At 57.8% G+C, this 17915-nt stretch carries 17 protein-coding genes and 2 tRNA genes; 7 read left to right on the top strand and 12 right to left on the bottom strand.

Features of this window, described 5'->3' with window-relative positions:
- Positions 1-40 precede the first annotated feature (40 nt).
- From ACP15F_RS06975 to ACP15F_RS06965, 3 genes are all read right to left on the bottom strand, one after another.
- Positions 41-2356, bottom strand: coding sequence for a hypothetical protein (locus ACP15F_RS06975; RefSeq protein WP_424940094.1), 2316 nt, complete (start codon positions 2354-2356; stop codon positions 41-43).
- A gap of 120 nt (positions 2357-2476) precedes the next feature.
- A tRNA-Asn gene (locus tag ACP15F_RS06970) sits at positions 2477-2551 on the bottom strand.
- Between the two features lie 49 nt (positions 2552-2600).
- On the bottom strand, positions 2601-3527 hold the full coding sequence (locus tag ACP15F_RS06965; RefSeq protein ID WP_424940093.1) for an MBL fold metallo-hydrolase: 927 nt from the start codon (positions 3525-3527) through the stop codon (positions 2601-2603).
- Between the two features lie 84 nt (positions 3528-3611).
- Between ACP15F_RS06965 and ACP15F_RS06960 the strand changes: the two genes are divergently transcribed.
- A complete protein-coding gene (locus ACP15F_RS06960; RefSeq protein WP_424940092.1) occupies positions 3612-4964 on the top strand; it encodes an ATP-binding protein in 1353 nt (450 codons plus the stop codon).
- A gap of 69 nt (positions 4965-5033) precedes the next feature.
- A complete protein-coding gene (locus ACP15F_RS06955; RefSeq protein WP_424940091.1) occupies positions 5034-5789 on the top strand; it encodes a class II aldolase and adducin N-terminal domain-containing protein in 756 nt (251 codons plus the stop codon).
- Positions 5790-5855: 66 nt separating this feature from the next.
- On the opposite strand, the gene ACP15F_RS06950 is transcribed toward ACP15F_RS06955, so the two are convergent.
- Positions 5856-6890: an NADP-dependent oxidoreductase gene (locus ACP15F_RS06950; protein ID WP_424940090.1), complete on the bottom strand. Its 1035-nt coding sequence runs from the start codon at positions 6888-6890 to the stop codon at positions 5856-5858.
- Positions 6891-7014: 124 nt separating this feature from the next.
- A tRNA-Ile gene (locus tag ACP15F_RS06945) sits at positions 7015-7090 on the bottom strand.
- 135 nt (positions 7091-7225) lie between these two features.
- Here ACP15F_RS06945 and purM point away from each other — a divergent pair.
- The 3 genes from purM to rnd all read left to right on the top strand — a co-directional run bounded on the left by purM (position 7226) and on the right by rnd (position 10144).
- The gene (purM, locus tag ACP15F_RS06940; protein WP_424940089.1) at positions 7226-8275 is read left to right on the top strand and encodes a phosphoribosylformylglycinamidine cyclo-ligase; all 1050 of its coding nucleotides are present in this window, start codon (positions 7226-7228) and stop codon (positions 8273-8275) included.
- Positions 8272-8877 carry a phosphoribosylglycinamide formyltransferase gene (gene purN / locus ACP15F_RS06935; protein WP_424940088.1) on the top strand — a complete coding sequence of 202 codons (606 nt, stop codon included), beginning with the start codon at positions 8272-8274 and terminating at the stop codon, positions 8875-8877. Before purM ends, purN begins: the two co-directional genes overlap by 4 nt.
- A gap of 106 nt (positions 8878-8983) precedes the next feature.
- Positions 8984-10144, top strand: coding sequence for a ribonuclease D (gene rnd / locus ACP15F_RS06930; RefSeq protein WP_424940087.1), 1161 nt, complete (start codon positions 8984-8986; stop codon positions 10142-10144).
- 7 nt (positions 10145-10151) lie between these two features.
- On the opposite strand, the gene ACP15F_RS06925 is transcribed toward rnd, so the two are convergent.
- The gene (locus tag ACP15F_RS06925) at positions 10152-10631 is read right to left on the bottom strand and encodes a hypothetical protein (protein WP_424940086.1); all 480 of its coding nucleotides are present in this window, start codon (positions 10629-10631) and stop codon (positions 10152-10154) included.
- Positions 10632-10761: 130 nt separating this feature from the next.
- Between ACP15F_RS06925 and ACP15F_RS06920 the strand changes: the two genes are divergently transcribed.
- Positions 10762-11172 (top strand): SufE family protein, encoded by a 411-nt coding sequence (locus ACP15F_RS06920; RefSeq protein ID WP_424940085.1) that lies wholly within the window; start codon positions 10762-10764, stop codon positions 11170-11172.
- Positions 11173-11239: 67 nt separating this feature from the next.
- Here ACP15F_RS06920 and ACP15F_RS06915 read toward each other — a convergent pair whose 3' ends face one another.
- The 3 genes from ACP15F_RS06915 to ACP15F_RS06905 all read right to left on the bottom strand — a co-directional run bounded on the left by ACP15F_RS06915 (position 11240) and on the right by ACP15F_RS06905 (position 12853).
- Positions 11240-11878, bottom strand: a complete 639-nt coding sequence (locus tag ACP15F_RS06915; RefSeq protein WP_424940084.1) for a DUF1638 domain-containing protein — start codon at positions 11876-11878, stop codon at positions 11240-11242.
- Complete coding sequence (locus ACP15F_RS06910) at positions 11878-12063, bottom strand: hypothetical protein (protein ID WP_424940083.1); 186 nt, start codon at positions 12061-12063, stop codon at positions 11878-11880. The genes ACP15F_RS06915 and ACP15F_RS06910 overlap by 1 nt, the downstream gene beginning before the upstream one ends.
- An 85-nt stretch (positions 12064-12148) precedes the next feature.
- Positions 12149-12853: a corrinoid protein gene (locus ACP15F_RS06905; protein WP_424940082.1), complete on the bottom strand. Its 705-nt coding sequence runs from the start codon at positions 12851-12853 to the stop codon at positions 12149-12151.
- A 188-nt stretch (positions 12854-13041) separates the two neighbouring features.
- Between ACP15F_RS06905 and ACP15F_RS06900 the strand changes: the two genes are divergently transcribed.
- Positions 13042-14118 carry a PA0069 family radical SAM protein gene (locus ACP15F_RS06900; protein ID WP_424940081.1) on the top strand — a complete coding sequence of 359 codons (1077 nt, stop codon included), beginning with the start codon at positions 13042-13044 and terminating at the stop codon, positions 14116-14118.
- A gap of 79 nt (positions 14119-14197) precedes the next feature.
- Here ACP15F_RS06900 and bmt read toward each other — a convergent pair whose 3' ends face one another.
- The 3 genes from bmt to ACP15F_RS06885 all read right to left on the bottom strand — a co-directional run bounded on the left by bmt (position 14198) and on the right by ACP15F_RS06885 (position 17844).
- Entirely contained in the window at positions 14198-15214 is a 1017-nt protein-coding gene (bmt, locus tag ACP15F_RS06895; protein ID WP_424940080.1) for a betaine--homocysteine S-methyltransferase, read from the bottom strand.
- 162 nt (positions 15215-15376) lie between these two features.
- Complete coding sequence (locus ACP15F_RS06890; RefSeq protein ID WP_424940079.1) at positions 15377-17341, bottom strand: phosphatidylglycerol lysyltransferase domain-containing protein; 1965 nt, start codon at positions 17339-17341, stop codon at positions 15377-15379.
- 191 nt (positions 17342-17532) lie between these two features.
- A complete protein-coding gene (locus ACP15F_RS06885) occupies positions 17533-17844 on the bottom strand; it encodes a DUF1476 domain-containing protein (RefSeq protein WP_424940078.1) in 312 nt (103 codons plus the stop codon).
- Positions 17845-17915: the final 71 nt, after the last annotated feature.

Below are 17915 nucleotides of genomic sequence, written 5' to 3'. Positions count from 1 at the left end.
GAGGCTTGGAGGCCCTGCCTGGTACAGGGCCTCCCAAGGATCAGATCGCCCGAAGGCCGAGTTCTTGGGCCCGTTTCAGGGTCCCGGACTTCGCACACTTGCGGATCGGGCTCTGGATCGCCGCGGCATTAAAACGGATCCGGGAAACGTGCTCGTGCAAGGTCGCCAGGGAAATCCCGTTCTGCGCATAGGAGCGTTCGCCCTCATCAAGCGGCTCGTGGCCCATGAGTTTGCGGCGGATGTAGCCAGGCGTGCTGAGATCCATCAGTTCGTGGTGGAAGGTTGTCCGCGTGGCATGCAGGTCCAGACCGTGCCAGTAGACATCTTGAGCCTGACGGTAGCGCGTGAACTCCTTGGTGAAGAGCTCGGTGTAGGTCTTTTTAGTCTTGCCGCGTCTAAGGTTGCTGAAGAGACGTCGTTTGCCTTGCTTGCGGCGCAGCTCGACGAGGTCCAGTAACCCGAGTTCGACCAGGGCGGGGTGGAGGGGCAGGACGCGCTCTCCCGCTTCCGACTTGACCGAATTCCCCGCACCATTGTGGATGCGCATGTAGTCGATCCCATTTTTCTTGCCGAAATCATCCGGGCCAAGTTGCAGGCCTTCTTCTCCGCGGAGGCCCTGAAGGAAGCCGAGCAGCGGGGACCAGAACAGGGGATCTCCCTCGTCACGGGTTTCGCCCTGGAACATGGGCGTTGCAAAAAGGTCTTTAGCGCGGTCGTCCCAGCTTTGCCGTGCCATCTTCGCTTCACCAGCCTTGTAGCTTTTTTCCTCCGCATTCGTGAACGAGCAGTTCGCAAATGGGTTTTCCTGTATGACGCCCAACCCGATCAGCATCTTGGCAACCCTATTTACCGCGCGCACATGTTTGAAGAAGGTTTCAGCCCGCAGGGGAGGGATTGCTTCCTTTAGTCGGGCGGCCTCAATCGCAGTTTGGTCGGACTCGCCCTTCCTTTTTAGGGCCAGCTCCGCGTCATTCATCTGCTTTTGCTCGATGAAGGGAACCCGCTCCACGAGGTCTCGGAACCCCCGCTTTGCAGAAAGCGCACTGGACTTGCCGTGCAATTTTGGGATGCTTTGGATCACGGTGATGCAATCGACCACATCATCTTCCCGAACGTCCCGGAAGCGCTTGTTGCGCTGAAGGTCAACCCAGATTTTTTTCCCGACCCTCAGGCCCGGCAGGGTCGTTTCCTTCCAGCGCTTCCCCGCGCAAGCATTAGGCTTTTGCTGCTTTTCCCAATCCTCACCATATCCCTGGAGTTTAAGGTCGAAGTACACGTCGAAGCCTTCCTCGATCCTGATATTCTGACCCTTTTTCAAGGCCGCGATGGTCTTGGGGTGACATTTCTTCAGTAGAATTCGCGTGGCCGCGATGGCGAGCGGTCCGTTTTCTTCGGACTTGGTTTGTTGATTTGGTGCTGTAGCTGGGGTTGTTTTCTCGACCGCCACCACGGGCTTTGAGACCGGTTCCTGCATCGGTTTCAAGGCAGGTTGCTCGGACGGTGTCGCAGGGAAGAAGGCGGGTGCGCATTGCCAGGGAGCTCTTGGGGATAGGTTCATATGTGGCTTCTGTGCTGTGGATTGGGCTGTTGCCAACGCAACGCCACCCAATGTGTCCGCGTCCAGAGAACAGGACGTGGTATCAGCGGCTTGCTGGGCGATTCCTTGGGCAAAATAGGAGCTGGGGCCGCTGAACAGGCCGCGTTCCCGGCGCTCCCGCTCTTCGCTGAGATCGAGAAGGACACGGGTGGCTTCATAGGCCAGCAGTTTCCAATCTTCTCCACTCTCGGGGAGTTGGATACCGAGATGCGTTGCGACTCTGCGAAGAGGTTGTCGGGCCACCTCACGGTCACGCAGTAACAGGGCCCGACGCAGCACATCCTGGATTGAGCGTTCGCGCTGCAAAGCCTGTTCTGCGATTTCTGGTGTGCGCAGGTCTTCCAGAGCCCGAGCCTGATCAGTTGCCGCGATATCGAAACGGACCAGGGTTGTAAGGATCTGTGAGACTTCAGTTGTTGTCAGAGTCATGTCGATTGCCGCGTAGTGAAAAGCGAGATTGCTGTAGGACGTCAGCCGTCTGGCCAACTCCTGTGCTGCGGGAAAGGAATGGGTTTTCAGGGAAAACACCAGTAGGGGATTTCCGCAAATTTCGGGCTCTGAATCAGGTGCGACATCATTTCTGGATAAATGCAAGTAGGGGATTTCCGAAGATTTGTCCTGTTTGGTCCGAATCGACTGGAACGTCGGCGCGCGAAAACTCCGCAATGATAGCCGTTGCAGACTCCGCGGAAGACGGCGGCGCCAGACGTAGCCGGATTTCCGGTATTCGAGATGGGGGATTCTTCGACTCCGAGGCATGGTGTGACTCCTTTTGTGCCAGCATGTGCCACGCGGAGTGCCATTCAATGTTCCCGAAACGAGAAAAGCGACCCAGGCTGGGTCGCTTTTTCTTTTGAAATCAGCCCTTTAGGGGAGATTTGGCTCCGGCGGTAGGGATCGAACCTACGACCAATTGATTAACAGTCAACTGCTCTACCGCTGAGCTACGCCGGAACATGTGGGGCGATATAGCAAGGGCGATTCCGGGCCGCAAGAGGCGAAATTACTTTTTTTCGTCCTTCATTCGAAAAACTGCGTTTGCCTCCAACTGCGGCGTGGCGGTGACGATTTCGCGGATGGCAAGATCAATGAGGTGGGCAAAGACATTGCGTTCTGCGGCAGGGATCAGGGCGTCGGGCGTCTCTGTATAGATTTCTCGGGTCAGGGTGGGGACAGTCGTGTCCTGTAGGTCTGAAAGTGTGGCTAAAATCTCGGCTTCGCGAGCCTGGCGGTGATTGATTAACCAGCTCATCCGCGCGGCCGGATCGTCGATCCGATCGCCATGTGCGGGGTAGTACACACGGTCCTGGCGTGCAGCCAACTTGCGACAGGACGCCATGAAGGCAGTTAGGTCTCCATCTGGTGGTGAGACCAGTGAGCTGGCCCACGCCATGATGTGATCTCCGGTAAAAACAATGTCTTGCGCAGCAAAGCTTAGGTGGTTTGCGAAGTGTCCCGGGGTCCAGATCGCTTCGATCTGCAATCCGCCGGCAGTGAAACGCTCGCCATCAGAAAGCGAGATGTCGCAGGTAAAGCTGGCATCCACGCCTTCGCCTCCAGACGTCAACCCGCGTGCTACCAAATCGCGCATCACCGTGCTGCGCCCCTCTAGCGCGTCGCCAAAGGCCATAATCGGTGCGCCGGTGGCCTCGGATAGCGGCCTTGCCAGCGGCGAGTGATCCAGATGTGCATGGGTGACAAGAATCTGGGAAATCCGCTCGCCGGGTTCCAATCCGTCCAGAATGGCTTGCATGTGCGAAGGGTCTGCTGGGCCGGGATCAATTACCGCCACATCGCCTTCGCCCAGTACAAAGGTGTTTGTACCCCAATAGGTCATGGGCGAGGGGTTAGGGGCGATGATCCGCCGGATGCCAGATTCCATCTGCTGCATGATACCTGCGGCGGGGCGCTCTGTGGGGTCGGATATCATCAGCTTTCCTTTCTTTGCGTATTCACCTTCCTGACGCTGCACCCATCGCTTGGCAAGCGCGTCGCCGCGTCATAGGGTCAGGCCATGTCGCAGACGAACCGTCCCCATAGCGCCAGCTGGCGCGATTTTGCATGGTTGAAGCAGTTCATGCCGCGCGGGCTTTATGGGCGGGCGGCATTGATTTTGATTGTACCGATCGTGACGCTGCAACTGGTGGTGTCGGTCGTGTTCATTCAGCGGCATTTCAACCGGATTACCGTCCAGATGACCGAAGCAGTGGTTGCCGAAGTCTCGTTGATTGTCAGCCAGATAAATGATTCTGAAGCTGTGGACGAGGCGCTTTCAGCTGCCAAAAGAATTGCAGGACCACTGAACGCACGGGTCGCATTACCTGCCAATCTCATAACAACGCAACGGCGATTTTCGGATTTCACCGGATCGCGTGTCGAGCGCACGTTGGAGCAGGGGTTGCCGACGTTGATCGGAGTGGATTTGGTCAGTGATCGTTCCTTAGTGACACTGGCCGTAGGCACAAATTACGGCACCCTGCGCGTTGTGCTGGATCGCGACCGTGTCTCAGCCACGAATCCGCATCAGTTGCTTGTTCTGATGGTCGTGACCGGCTTCTTGATGACGCTTATCGCCTATCTTTTTCTGCGCAATCAGTTGCGTCCGATCCGGCGTCTGGCCCGCGCGGCGGAAGCGTTCGGGAAAGGGCAGGTGCTGCCCTATCGTTTGGCAGGCGCAACCGAGGTGCGCGCGGCGGGTAAGGCCTTTCTGGACATGCGTTCCCGCATTGATCGGCAGATCGAACAGCGTACCTTGATGTTGTCCGGCGTCAGCCATGATCTGCGCACCCCGTTGACCCGGTTGCGTCTGGGATTGTCTATGCTCGAGGATGACTCCCGCGAGGATCTTGAGCGCGACGTCGATGATATGGAGCGTCTGGTCGATGGCTTTCTGGGGTTCGCGCAAGCCGACGCGCTTGAAGACGCGCCCGAGCAAGTGGATCCTGTCGAACTGATCCATCATTTGGCCGGAAACGCGCAGCGCGCGGGTATGGATGTAACACTGGGCGAGATCGCAGATCCCGGTGAACGACCTCTTCGGCGGGCGTCATTGGAACGGGCTTTGGACAATTTGCTGGGGAACGCAACACGGTATGGATCGCGTGCGCGTCTGTCATTGATCCAAGGGCGCGGCGACCTAAGGTTTGTCATCGAAGATGACGGGCCGGGCATTGCCGTTAAAGACCGCGAAGAAGCGCTGAAACCCTTTGCGCGGCTCGACAAATCCCGCAATCAAAACAAAGGCTCGGGCGTTGGTCTGGGGCTTTCCATCGCTAGTGATATCGCCCGAGGTCATGGTGGGCATTTACGCCTTGGTGAAAGCGCGGATCTTGGCGGTTTGAAAGTGGAACTGGTACTTCCGCTATAAGGTGGTCGCAAACAAGCTCGACAGGTCGTGATCAGATCTGTTTTCTGGACCCAATCGAAAGGATTCCAGATGACCTTAACTGTCCCCATGCCCAATATCGCCCATTGGAACGAACGTGTTGATATGGCGGCCGCCTTTCGCTGGACGGCGCGGTTGGACATGCACGAAGGAGTCGCGAACCACTTCAGCCTTGCGTTGAATGACAGCGGAACCAAGTTCCTAATGAACCCGAACCAGATGCATTTTGGGCGGATCCGGGCCTCGGATCTGTTGGAGATTGATGCGGATGACCCCACCACGATGGACCGTCCCGACGCGCCGGACCCCACCGCGTGGGGGCTGCACGGGGGCGTGCACCGCCATTGCCCGCACGCGCGCTGCGTGATGCATGTGCACTCGATCCACGCGACGGTTCTGGCGTCTTTGGCAGACAGCAACCTGCCGCCCATCGACCAGAACTGCGCGACGTTTTTCAACCGCTATGTGATTGATGACGGTTACGGCGGATTGGCGTTCGAGGACGAGGGCGAACGCTGCGCGGCCCTTCTGACCGACCCGAAAGTGAAGGTCATGATCATGGGCAATCACGGCGTGCTTGTGATCGGAGACAGCGTGGCGGACACGTTCAACCGGCTCTACTATTTCGAACGCGCGGCCGAGACCTATATCCGCGCCTTGCAAACCGGCCAGCCCTTGCGCGTACTGTCAGACCAGATCGCCGAGAAAACCGCGCAGGAGCTGGAAAATTACCCCGAGCAGGGGGACCGGCATATGGCGGAACTCAAGGCCATTCTGGACGAGGATGGCAGCAACTACGCGTCGTGAACTCAGCTGAATAAGTGGCCTTCGTGATGCGCTTGATGCGCCATCACGAAGGGGTTGACTTGCAGATTACTGGGCGACTTTCACAACCACTTTTCCGAAGCTGTTGCCAAGCAAAACGTCATTCAGAGCCTGGGGCGCGTTTTCAATTCCATCTATAACCTGTTCTTTATACTGAATTTTACCCTCGAACAGCCAGCCAGTCATATCCTGCACAAACTCCTTGTAGGTGCTGATTGGGAAGCTGTCGAAAATGATGAAACCCTGCACTTTCACCTTCATCCGCAGGATCGTGCTCATGATCATTGGGCCAAAGTCTGGACCGTCCGGCAGACCCGTCAAGTTGTACCATGCCACTACGCCGCAAACTGGCATACGTGCGAACGGATTGAGCAGGGGCAGGACGCCATAAAGCACTTTGCCACCCACATTGTCGAAATAGACATCAATGCCGTCAGGGCAGGCGGCTTTGAGTTGCTCGGCAAAATCATCGGCGTTGTGGTCGATACAAACGTCAAATCCCAAGTTGTTTACAACATGCGCGCATTTCTCGGCTCCTCCGGCGATTCCGACTGCCCGGCAGCCTTTGATCTTGGCGATCTGACCAACGGTGGCCCCAACCGGTCCAGAGGCTGCAGCGACCACGACGGTTTCTCCGGGTTTGGGTTCACCGATTTTCAGAAGCCCGGCATAGGCGGTGTATCCCGGCATGCCGAGGATACCCAACGCCCATGACGGATTGCTGGGCGAAGCGCCCAGGTTGACGACCTCAGTCCCGTCAGAAATCGCGTAATCCTGCCACCCGCTGCCCGCGAGCACGCGGTCCCCCACGGCAAAACCGTCAAGGTTTGAAGACACGACTTCAGCGACGACCTGTCCGGTCATCACGTCATCAATTTTCACCGGTTCAGCATAGGATTTGGCGTCGTTCATGCGACCGCGCATATAGGGGTCAATGGACAGATATTCAGTTCGCAGCAGCATTTCGCCATCCTTGGGTGTCGGAAGGCTGGCCTCTTCAAGGCGCAAAGTGTTTTCATTGGGAAGCCCAACTGGGCGTTCGGCAAGGACGATGCGACGGTTGATTGATCCGGATTGAGGCATGGTTGGCTCCTGTTTGTCTTGACGCGAGAAATGCAGCTATCGCCCGTTTCGATGCTTAAAGAATAGAACATGTCAGAGTTTCTTTTGGATGTCTCGCATCCGTAATCCGAGTTTTTATAAGTTGTGGTAGGCCCGGAGGGATTTGAACCCCCAACCAAAGCGTTATGAGCGCTCTGCTCTAACCGTTGAGCTACAGGCCCACTGTTACTCTCGGTGGCGCCATTGCTAGCAAACTGGCCGCCAGCGTCAAGCAAGCCGTAGACTCTTTCTGCCCCTTACGCTATCGCAGGCGCAGAAAATTTGCCGCGCGACCACAGCCACCATGGGGGACAGACATGAGCGACGCATCCAAGGGCATCACTTACGCAGACGCAGGCGTGGATATCGACGCGGGTAACGCGCTGGTTGAGCGCATTAAACCGGCCGCCAAACGTACCAACCGTCCGGGCGTGATGGCCGGGCTTGGCGGCTTCGGCGCTTTGTTCGATCTGAAAGGCGCGGGGTTCAAGGATCCGGTTCTGGTCTCGGCCACGGATGGCGTTGGCACCAAGCTGCGCATCGCCATCGACACCGGCAACGTGGACACGATCGGCATCGATCTGGTGGCCATGTGTGTGAATGACCTTGTGTGTCAGGGCGCGGAACCACTGTTCTTCCTCGATTACTTCGCGACGGGCCGTCTGGAAACCGACAAGGCCGCGCGGATCATCGAAGGCATTGCCAAAGGCTGTGAGCTTTCGGGCTGCGCGCTGATCGGTGGCGAAACCGCCGAGATGCCGGGCATGTACGAAGACGGTGATTTCGATCTCGCTGGCTTCTCGGTCGGTGCGATGGAACGTGGTGAAGATCTGCCCAAAGGCGTCAAAGACGGTGATATTCTGCTGGGGCTGGCCTCGGACGGCGTACACTCGAACGGCTATTCGTTGGTGCGCAAGTTGGTCGAGGTCTCGGGCCTTGGCTGGGATGCAGATTGTCCGTGGGATGGCGACATCACATTGGGAGAGGCCTTGTTGGCCCCAACCCGCCTCTACGTCCGTCAGGCGCTGGAAGCTGTACGGGCAGGGGGCGTGCATGCGCTGGCCCACATTACCGGCGGTGGCCTGACCGAGAACCTGCCACGTGTTCTGCCTGAAGGGCTGGGTGCTCTGGTTGATCTGGATGAATGGGACCTGCCGCCCGTCTTCAAATGGCTGGCGGAAACCGGACAGATGTCCGAAGCCGAAATCCTGAAGACCTTCAACTCGGGCCAAGGCATGGTGCTGGTTGTTGACGCACAGGCCGCGCAACAGCTGACCGATCTTCTGACCAACGCAGGCGAGACCGTGACCCAGCTGGGCCGTATCCAGAAGGGCGAGGGCGTCAGCTATCTGGGATCGCTTCTGTGAGCGACACCCCTAAGAAACGGGTCGCCATCCTGATTTCAGGGGGCGGCTCAAACATGGTGACGCTGGCCAACTCGATGATCGACGATCACCCGGCGCGTCCCTGTCTGGTTTTATCGAACGTACCGGACGCGGGTGGCCTTGCAAAGGCCGAAGCAATGGGCATCCCCACCGCCGTAGTGGATCACCGGGATTACAAAGGGGACCGTGAAGGGTTCGAGGCGGCTCTGAACGCGGTTCTGGACGATGCTAATCCCGACATTATCTGTCTGGCGGGCTTCATGCGCATCCTGACAGAAGGCTTTACGGGCCATTGGGCCGGACGTTGCCTGAACATCCACCCATCGCTTCTGCCGAAATACAAAGGCCTGCACACCCACCAGCGGGCGCTGGATGCGGGCGATGCCGAGGCCGGCTGTTCCGTACACGAAGTCACAGCCGAACTGGATGGTGGCCCGATCCTTGGTCAAGCCCGTGTGTCGGTCGAAGCCGGCGACACAGCGGAAAAGCTGGCCGCACGGGTTCTGGTGCAGGAACACAAGCTGTATCCGGCGGTGCTGCGACGTTTTGCAGACGGGGACAAAACCCCGATCCTGCTGCCCTAAAGTCGCAGGACGTCGGCTTCTTGGCGCAAGGCTTCCCTTTCGATGCGTTTCCCCTTAAACCCGGGCGAAACCCGTATCTGGTACGGTAAAAAGCAGGTAGATATCTATGATCACGATCACGACCACCGAGGCCTTGGAAGAATTCTGTATCCGCGCAACCTCGCACCCATATGTGACCGTAGACACCGAGTTCCTGCGCGAACGCACCTATTACTCGAAGTTGTGCTTGATCCAGCTTGCCGTGCCGGGAAATGACGAAGAAGATGCCGTTCTGGTCGACCCTTTGGTGGACGGCTTGTCGCTAGAGCCGCTCTATGAGCTGTTCCGCGATGAGCGCGTTGTCAAAGTGTTCCATGCCGCTCGTCAGGACCTCGAGATCTTCTTTGTCGAAGCCGGCGTATTCCCACGTCCGTTGTTTGATACACAAGTTGCTGCGATGGTCTGCGGTTTTGGCGATCAAGTGGGCTACGAAACCCTTGTGCGCAAAATCGAACGGGCGCAGCTGGACAAATCCAGCCGCTTCACCGACTGGTCGCGCCGACCGCTGACCGACGCACAAAAGAAATACGCGCAAGGCGACGTGACGCATCTGCGTGGGATCTATGAATACCTCGCCGACGAGCTGGAAAAATCTGGACGCGCCCACTGGGTTCAGGAAGAACTGTCCAGTCTGACCACCCCCGAGACCTATATTATTCACCCGGACGATGCGTGGAAGCGTTTGAAAACGCGCACCAATTCGGGCCGTTTCCTCGGTGTAGCAAAAGAGCTTGCGCGCTTTCGCGAAGCCTATGCCCAGTCGCGTAACATTCCACGTAACCGGGTGATGAAGGACGACGCGCTGCTAGAACTGGCCTCGACCAAGCCGCGCAGCATTCAGGAACTTGGCCGCTCGCGCCTGCTTCTACGCGAAGCGCGCAAAGGTGAAGTGGCCGAAGAAATCTTGAAAGCCATCGCAGTAGGGCTCGAGATGCCGCAGGATCAATTGCCGAAGGCACCGGATCGGTCAAAAGAAAAGCTGCAAGTGAACCCTGCTTTAGCCGATCTTCTGCGCGTGCTTTTGAAAGCGCGGTGCGAGCAGGAGAAAGTCGCTCAGAAACTGATCGCATCGGCGGCAGATCTGGACGCTTTGGCTGCCGGAAAGCGCGATGTGACAGCCTTGACCGGCTGGCGTGCCGAAGTGTTCGGCGACGACGCTTTGCGCTTGTGCGAAGGCAAATTAGCGCTGGCCGCCAAAGGCCAACGCGTCGAGGTTTTCGAAGTCTAAGACTAGATCAGCGGCGGGCGGTCCGGCTGTTGTTTGCACCGACTACGCGAATGGTGCGCACGCCCTGAAGCTTGATATCAGACACGAAGTGTCCCACGAAAACTTCACGCTGTTTCGGGCGTCCGGTTTGGGTGCGATAGTACGGTTCGGTGATCCGGAACATATAGGTCAAAACACCGTTTTCAGGCCGCTCGAAGTTCTCAGGTACCAGTTCGGCATCCCAATATCCAAGACGCGGTGGCAATCCTTTGGCGCGGATAATCGCTCCGCCCTGAGCACGCAGGATCTGAAGTTCTACCACATTGGTCACCAGCCCCCGGTTTTCCTGATCATCCAAGAAGCCGCCTTCAGGGATCAACGCGACCTGCTCTACCTGGTTCGAGTTGAACCAGTTGAACGGGTTCACGTTCACATTTCCACCGCACGCCGTCAGCGCCAACAAGGACGCGGTCAGCAGGGCAGGGGCGGCAAATCGGCGGAAAATCATGTCGGCTCCTCTTTCTCTGCCCAAAGGGTTAGCCCATGTAAGCGCCTTTGAAAAGACAGCAATCCGCACCAAGGGTGGACCTTTGGCCGCGCAGCGCTTAGGTCATGGCAAAAGCAAGAAAGGATCCCCCATGGCCAGCCCGGCATTTGAAGAGCTTGTCGAAGATTTCGCCTTCCTGGATGATTGGGAAGATCGCTATGCGACCGTAATCGATATGGGGAAATCTCTGCCGGACATGGATCCCGCCCTGAAGGTGCCTGCCACCAAAGTCGAAGGCTGCGCAAGCCAGGTCTGGTTGCACCCGGAAATCACTGATGGCCGCTTTGGCTTCGCAGGCGACAGCGATGCTATGATCGTAAAGGGTCTGATCGCAGTTCTTTCAGCGCTCTATACCGATTTGCCGTTGTCCGAGGTTGTCAAGACCGACGCGCCTGCCGAACTTGCCCGTCTTGGTCTGAACGAACACCTCTCCTCGCAACGCTCCAACGGATTACGCGCCATGGTCGAGCGGATCCGTCAATACGCCTCAGAAGCCGCCTGACCTCTTATTTTCTTACAGTAAGTATCCCGGGGAAGCGTCAAAGACGCTGGGGCAGAGCCCCACAGGCTCACGAAGTGAGCCCGTCTAACGCGATCTTAAGATCTCCATAGCCGGTGAAACGGCGTTCATAGGCCAGCCCCAGGCGCTCGGCGGCAGCTTCCGCCATCCGATCCAGCTCGGGATTGTCGGTCTGCGCCAAGTACATAAGTTTTGTATAATGCCCGAAATACATATCGCGCAGCTGTGGGTGCCGATCCAAACCAAGCGGCTTAATTACGAAACTCTCAAACCCACGTGCCAAAAAGTCAGTTAGATAGAACACATCAATCTCGCCTTCAGCACGCGCGTTGAACGCATCATTCCCTTCAAAGAAGGAATAGCAATGGGGGCCCCTGATCATCTCGATCCCCAACTCCTCGCACAGCGTTTCCAACTGTCCTCCGGTGCCACAATCTGCATAGGCTAAAAATAAGTGATCATAATCGCCCTGGTGTTTCCCAACGGCGTCGCGCACCGCATCAGGGATCTTTTCGGGCGAGTTATGCAGGATGGCGGGAAGGCAGGTCAGGCTCATGTGGTCCCAACCATTCATTCGGATCAAGGCAAGGATCTCGTTCGCCAGGGCGCCACAGGCCAATATCAGGACAGAACCGGACGTTTGGGTCACATCCAGCCCATCATGGGTAAGTGCGTCATCACTCAGCATCAGTCGTCCCGTCCTGCACTTAAGGCCCGCCATGCGATGGACGCCAGCATCACCAGCGGCAAAAGCGCCATGGCCAGCTGACCGTTTAACTGCCCTGCTGTCGCCGCCCATCCGGCCACCAGAACCGTTAGACCCCCGGCAAGGATCACCATCGAAATCAGAAAGATGAAACGCATTTTGCTCATAGGAACAATCTGGGGGCGGATAGGGCAAAAGAAAAGGCCCCGCCAATTGGCGAGGCCGAAATTCTCAGGATGAACCCGCATGGGATCAGCCAGCGGCCAGCTGGTTGTGCTTGCTGGCCATGTATTCCTTAGCGGTTTCAACGGCGACAGCTGCATCACGGCAATAGCTGTCGGCGCCGATGGCTTTGCCGAACTCTTCGTTCAGCGGTGCGCCACCAACCAAAACGGTATAATCGTCGCGGATGCCTTTTTCGACCAGCGTGTCGATCACCACTTTCATATACGGCATGGTGGTCGTCAGCAGGGCCGACATGCCCAGGATATCGGGCTCTTCTTTTTCCAAGGCTTCCAGATAGGCTTCGACAGCGTTGTTGATGCCGATGTCCACAACCTCGAACCCGGCGCCTTCCATCATCATCGAAACAAGGTTCTTGCCGATGTCGTGGATGTCGCCCTTCACGGTGCCGATTACCATCTTGCCCATGCGCGGTGCGCCGGTTTCGGCCAGCAGGGGCTTCAGGATCGCCATACCGGTTTTCATGGCGTTCGCGGCCAGAAGCACTTCGGGAACGAACAGGATGCCGTCGCGGAAGTCGATGCCCACGATGGTCATGCCACCAACCAACGCGTTGGTCAGCACATCATAGGGCTGCCAGCCCCGTTCCAGCAGGATATTGACGCCTTCTTCGATCTCTTCAGCAAGACCGTCGTAAAGGTCGTCATGCATTTGCTGCACCAACTCTTCATCATTGAGTTCGCTCAGGATGATATCTTCTTCTTGATCAGACATGTGCGTCTTTCCCTGGCTGGAGGACTGTTTCATAATCCCTAATGCGACAACTTGGCGCGATAGGTCTGGACAATTTGCGACATGGAGTGCCCTTTCACCGACCTGATGGCAAATGAATATTCCGCGCTATTAATGTGAATTTCATTTGATTGTTCTGCAAATGTTCCTATTTTGGTCTCATGGAAAAGATGGGTTCCGACAGAATTGATGCAGATTGCCGACGTGGTCGCGGTGCAGCGACAAATCACGCGGGTCGATTCGAGGAGTTTCAGCGCGAGCGTGTCGACGACGGCTGGACGGAAGAACCTCTTCCGCCCTTCCGAACCGAGGTTTCTGTCGAACGGCCGCGCTCGGTCATCTCCCGCAACAGTTCGCCTGATCTGGCCTTTGATCGCTCTCTGAATCCGTATCGTGGATGTGAGCATGGATGCGTCTATTGCTATGCGCGCCCGACCCATGCGTGGCTTGGGTACTCCGCCGGGTTGGACTTTGAAACGCGTCTAATCGCGCGCCCGGATGCAGCTTCCCAGTTGGAAAAAGAGCTGCGACGGAAGGGGTATCAGGTGGCTCCTTTGGCTTTGGGGACAAATACTGACCCCTACCAACCGATTGAAGGACAGTATCGGATCACCCGGCAGGTACTTGAGGTGCTTGAAGAATTTCAGCACCCCGTTTTGATCATCACCAAGGGCACACTGATTGAACGGGATCTGGATATCCTTTCGCGCATGGCCGCCAAGGGGCTGGCGCAGGTCGGGGTTTCGGTCACAAGCCTGCAAGCGGATCTGTCTCGTAAGATGGAGCCGCGCGTGCCTAGTCCGGCGCGACGTTTGCGCATAATCCGCAACCTTGCGGAGGCCGGTATCCCGGTGCGCGTCATGGCCTCGCCGATCGTGCCGGGGCTGACCGATCATGAGTTGGAACCGATTTTGCAGGCCGGGCGTGACGCGGGTGCGGTGGCAGCCAGCTATATCGTGCTGCGTTTGCCGGGCGAGGTCGCCCCACTGTTTCAGGATTGGCTGGACGAGCACTATCCAGATCGCGCCGAACGCGTCATGAATCGTGTCCGCGAAATGCGGGGCGGGCGGGAATACCAGTCCGAATTCGGCGAGCGTTTTATTGGGCGCGGGGTGGTGGCCGATCTTTTAAAGCAGCGGTTTCAAAAGGCCTGTCAGCGGCTAGGGCTGGTCAAAGACTTGCCGGCCATGCGCTTTGATCTGTTCAAGCCGCCCTTACAGCAGGGTGATCAGTTGAGCTTGTTCTAGTTCCGCGGACGGACCAGCGCCTGCGGCGGGCAGGGGGCGCTCGCTGCGCGAGCGCCCGGCCAGTTGGGATATTTTTCGATTAACCGCGACGGCGGCGGTTGCGGCGTGCGGGTTGCCCCGCGTCGTCGCCAGTACCATCCGAGGCGGACGAGAACCCACCAATCGCTTCCGAGATCTGGTCCAGCGTCGGGCGCGAGCCACTTGCCGGGCGGGTCTCTAGGGCTTCGCGCATGGCTTTCAGGTGCTCGGGTGTCGTGCCACAGCAGCCGCCGATGATCTTAGCGCCACAGTCGCGCGCCAGAACGGCATAGTCTGCCATCAACTCGGGTGTGCCATCATAGTGGATGTGACCGTCCACATATTGCGGAATTCCCGCGTTTCCTTTGGCGATGATCGGGCGTTCCGACCCTTGGGCAGCGAAGCCCAGAACTGTACGCAGAAGGTCTGCGGCGCCCACGCCACAGTTGGCCCCGAAGGCCAGTGGTGGGTTTGGCAGGGTTTCAACCATCTTCGCCAGATCGGCCGAGGTAACACCCATCATGGTGCGTCCGGCGGTGTCGAAGCTCATCGTGCCGCACCAAGGCATGCCGGTCAGTTCGGCAGCGCGAGCAGCAGCCTTGTATTCTTCAGGGGCCGAGATGGTTTCGACCCAAAGCACATCCGCACCACCTTCTTTCAAGCCTTCGGCCTGTTCGTGGAACATTTCGACCGCGCCGTCGAAAGTCAGCGAGCCCATGGGCTCCATGATCTCGCCAGTTGGACCAACCGAGCCAGCAACGATGACAGTCCGACCCGAAGCATCGGCGACTTCACGACCAAGCTCGGCACCCACACGGTTCAGTTCGCGTACGCGATCCTGTGCATCGTGTAGTTTCAGGCGCGAGGCATTGCCGCCGAATGTGTTGGTCAGGAAAATGTCCGATCCGGCTTCGACCGGGCCACGATAAAGCGCGCGGATATTGTCCGGTTTGTCGACGTTCCAAAGTTCGGGGGCGTCGCCCGAAGTCAGCCCCATATTGAACAGGGTGGTCCCGGTGGCACCATCCGCCATCAGCCAATCGCGTTCGTTCATCAGTTTCGTTAGGGCATCTGTCATGGGTGTCTCCGTTCACCGCTGGTCTCAGCGCTACCTGCCACGGAACGCCCGTCGGTGCAAATGCAATACGTTCATGTTGCATCTGAGCCGCGTTCAAGCTTGCGCACAGAAGGTGCGCGCGACATGTACAGGTTGCCCGTCTTCTGGGTTGGCCAAGACCGTCTAAGAGCGACGTTTCAAAATGCCGATTTCCAGCTTGCGGCAGATTTCACGCGTGACATCCAGCGCGCCAAACGCCAGTGCCAAGCGGGTGGGGGCTGCGGCGTAGAGGGTTTCCCAACGCGGCGCGAAAGCAGCTTTAAATTGGCGCAGCCCGGCAGCCCCGCTGATCTGATCCAACTTCAAACGTGCATGGTGGAACACCCAAGGTTCACCCGACTGTTCATCCAACGGAACCGCTGCCAACGACAGTCGTGTACATCCCGCTTGCCGGGCTTGCGTGATCGCGAAATTCAACAATGCGTGCATGGTGCCATCGGGGGCATCGGCGCGCAATCGCATCAGGTCCAACGCCTGTTCAGCTGCGTTTTCATGAAGAGTTAGGAAGCCCACAAGACATTCTTGCCGCCGCGCCAAGTAAACACGGGCATGGGGCAGATGGTCAGGATGCCATTTTCCCATCGAAAAGCCCCGCTCTCCACCGCGGACTTTGCGCCAATCATCGGCAATCTGCTGCATCTCATCTAGGGGGAGGTCCGCACCGGCTTCGCACAGGGAAAGGCCCGCCGCATCAGCTTGTCGAAGTTTTCGACGCAATTGGCGCTTGTTTGATCCGTCCAGTGTAAAACCGGTCGGGTTGATCCATCCTTCGCGTGCGATGGGCAAAACCTGCCAGCCGGCGCGTCGCGCGGCAGCGGCCCAGCGGCCACCCGCCTTATATAGGAATGGAGACAGAAAGCTGCGTGTGGCAAGCTTGTTTAGATCTAAAAGCAAAGCTGTGTGGTCAACCCTTGCTGTCAACGGATCCGACAAGATCAGAAGGCTTTGTCCAGAGGACGCCCCCATCGCAGCGGGAACTCCGTTGCGCGAGGATAACAGTGACAACCGTCCGTGACGCAGCAACCCGGCCTCGGCCCGGGGAGCTTCGGCAATGATCTGAGTCATGTGGGCTGGCAGATTGGGGGCAGATTTCGTTGGCAGAATTCGTGGTTCCTTTTGATCAACATCTTCACGCCGCTTAGCCAACGGACCACGTATCGTGATCGCCGCCGCGATCAGGGCAGGGACGGCGTAATATATGGTGCGGAAGGCCAGAATGGCTGCCAACAGCGGCTCGGCATCGAGGCTGGGCAGGAGCGCCAGCAAGGTAAGTTCAAATGCGCCCATACCGCCGGGCGAACTGCTGATCAATCCGGCACCCAAAGCCAAAAGATAGGCCGCAACAAGGGGCAAAAGTGCAACCTCGCACCCGTCAGGCAGGACCATCCAAAGAGCAGCCCCTGCCGCAGCGGTATCGATTAAGGCCAGCGCCAGAAACGCCCCCATTGCGCGCAATGGGGGGATGTGAAGCGCTGCCATGAATGAGGGGCGCATAACCGACAGGACCGCAAACACGACGGCAGAGGACAGTACAGTCCAGGCGATCCAGCCTGCCCAAGGCAAAGTCATCGGGACGGTCAGGCCAATCAGCGCCGCCACGACGGCCCATGCCGACAGAAAAGACACGGCCACAATCGCCGAGATCCGCATGGCTTGCATCAAAGACAGGTCAGGCAACATGCGCCAGCGTACGAACGCAGACGAGATTACGCCCAGCCCAACGGTTTGTGATAGCGCGATGGCGGTGATCCCAGCGCGTTCGGCAGCTTTGGACGATACACCGGTACCGATCAACCGGTGCACCACGCCATCGTATTTCCCCAATGCCCAGAACGAGATGGCCGAGAAAAGAGCTGCTCCGAACCACTGCACAGGAGAGACGGTTTTCAACGACGCATAGATATAGTCCAGATCCAGCCCGTCTGCACGTTGCCACAGGAAGACAACAAGTCCGATCGTCAAACCAAAGGGCAACAGTTGGCGCAGCGCGGCCCGGCGCAGGTCCAGCCCGCTTTCAGTTCCACGCGCAATTGCTGCCGCCAGCCCGCGTTTGGCGGTGCCGTCTGTTGTGTCCCTTGCGTGTTTCATACCCAAATCCCCACTCGTGTCCCACGTACCGTTGACCAGCATGAAGGATTGCGACGAAGGAAGTCTTAACGTCTCGAAGTTTAAGGACTTTGCCAGCCATGCGCATTGACGGCCGAAATAGGTCCCGGCTTGTGAAAAAGGCGCGTCTTGCGAACGCGCCTTTCAGAATTCTAAACCGGTGAAACGTGGGCTTAACCCTCGTTCATGATCTCGTTCTTGGCTTGAGCAAGCAGTTCTGCGCGTTTGGCGCGAACTTCGTCTGCCGTGACGCTGCTCAGGTCACCGGTGACCTTGCGCACTACGTCTTCGTGGCCTGCTTCTTCGAAATCCGATACGATTACTTCGCGGGCATAGGCCTCGGCATCGTCGCCGGACTTACCCAGCTTCTCGGCAGCCCAAAGGCCAAGTTTCTTGTTGGCGCGGGCCTCGGCCTTAAAGATCATTTCTTCATCGTGGGCAAATTTGGCTTCAAAGGCGCTTTCGCGATCGTCAAAGGTGGTCATGGTGTTCCCTTATCAACTGGCGGGGTCCTGGTCTTACCGTGCGCAAGCGAAAGGCGCCTGCGTCCGCGTTC

Source organism: Aliiroseovarius sp. S253 (assembly GCF_049800855.1).
Classification (GTDB): domain Bacteria; phylum Pseudomonadota; class Alphaproteobacteria; order Rhodobacterales; family Rhodobacteraceae; genus Aliiroseovarius.
This window is presented reverse-complemented; position numbering and strand designations above follow the sequence as displayed.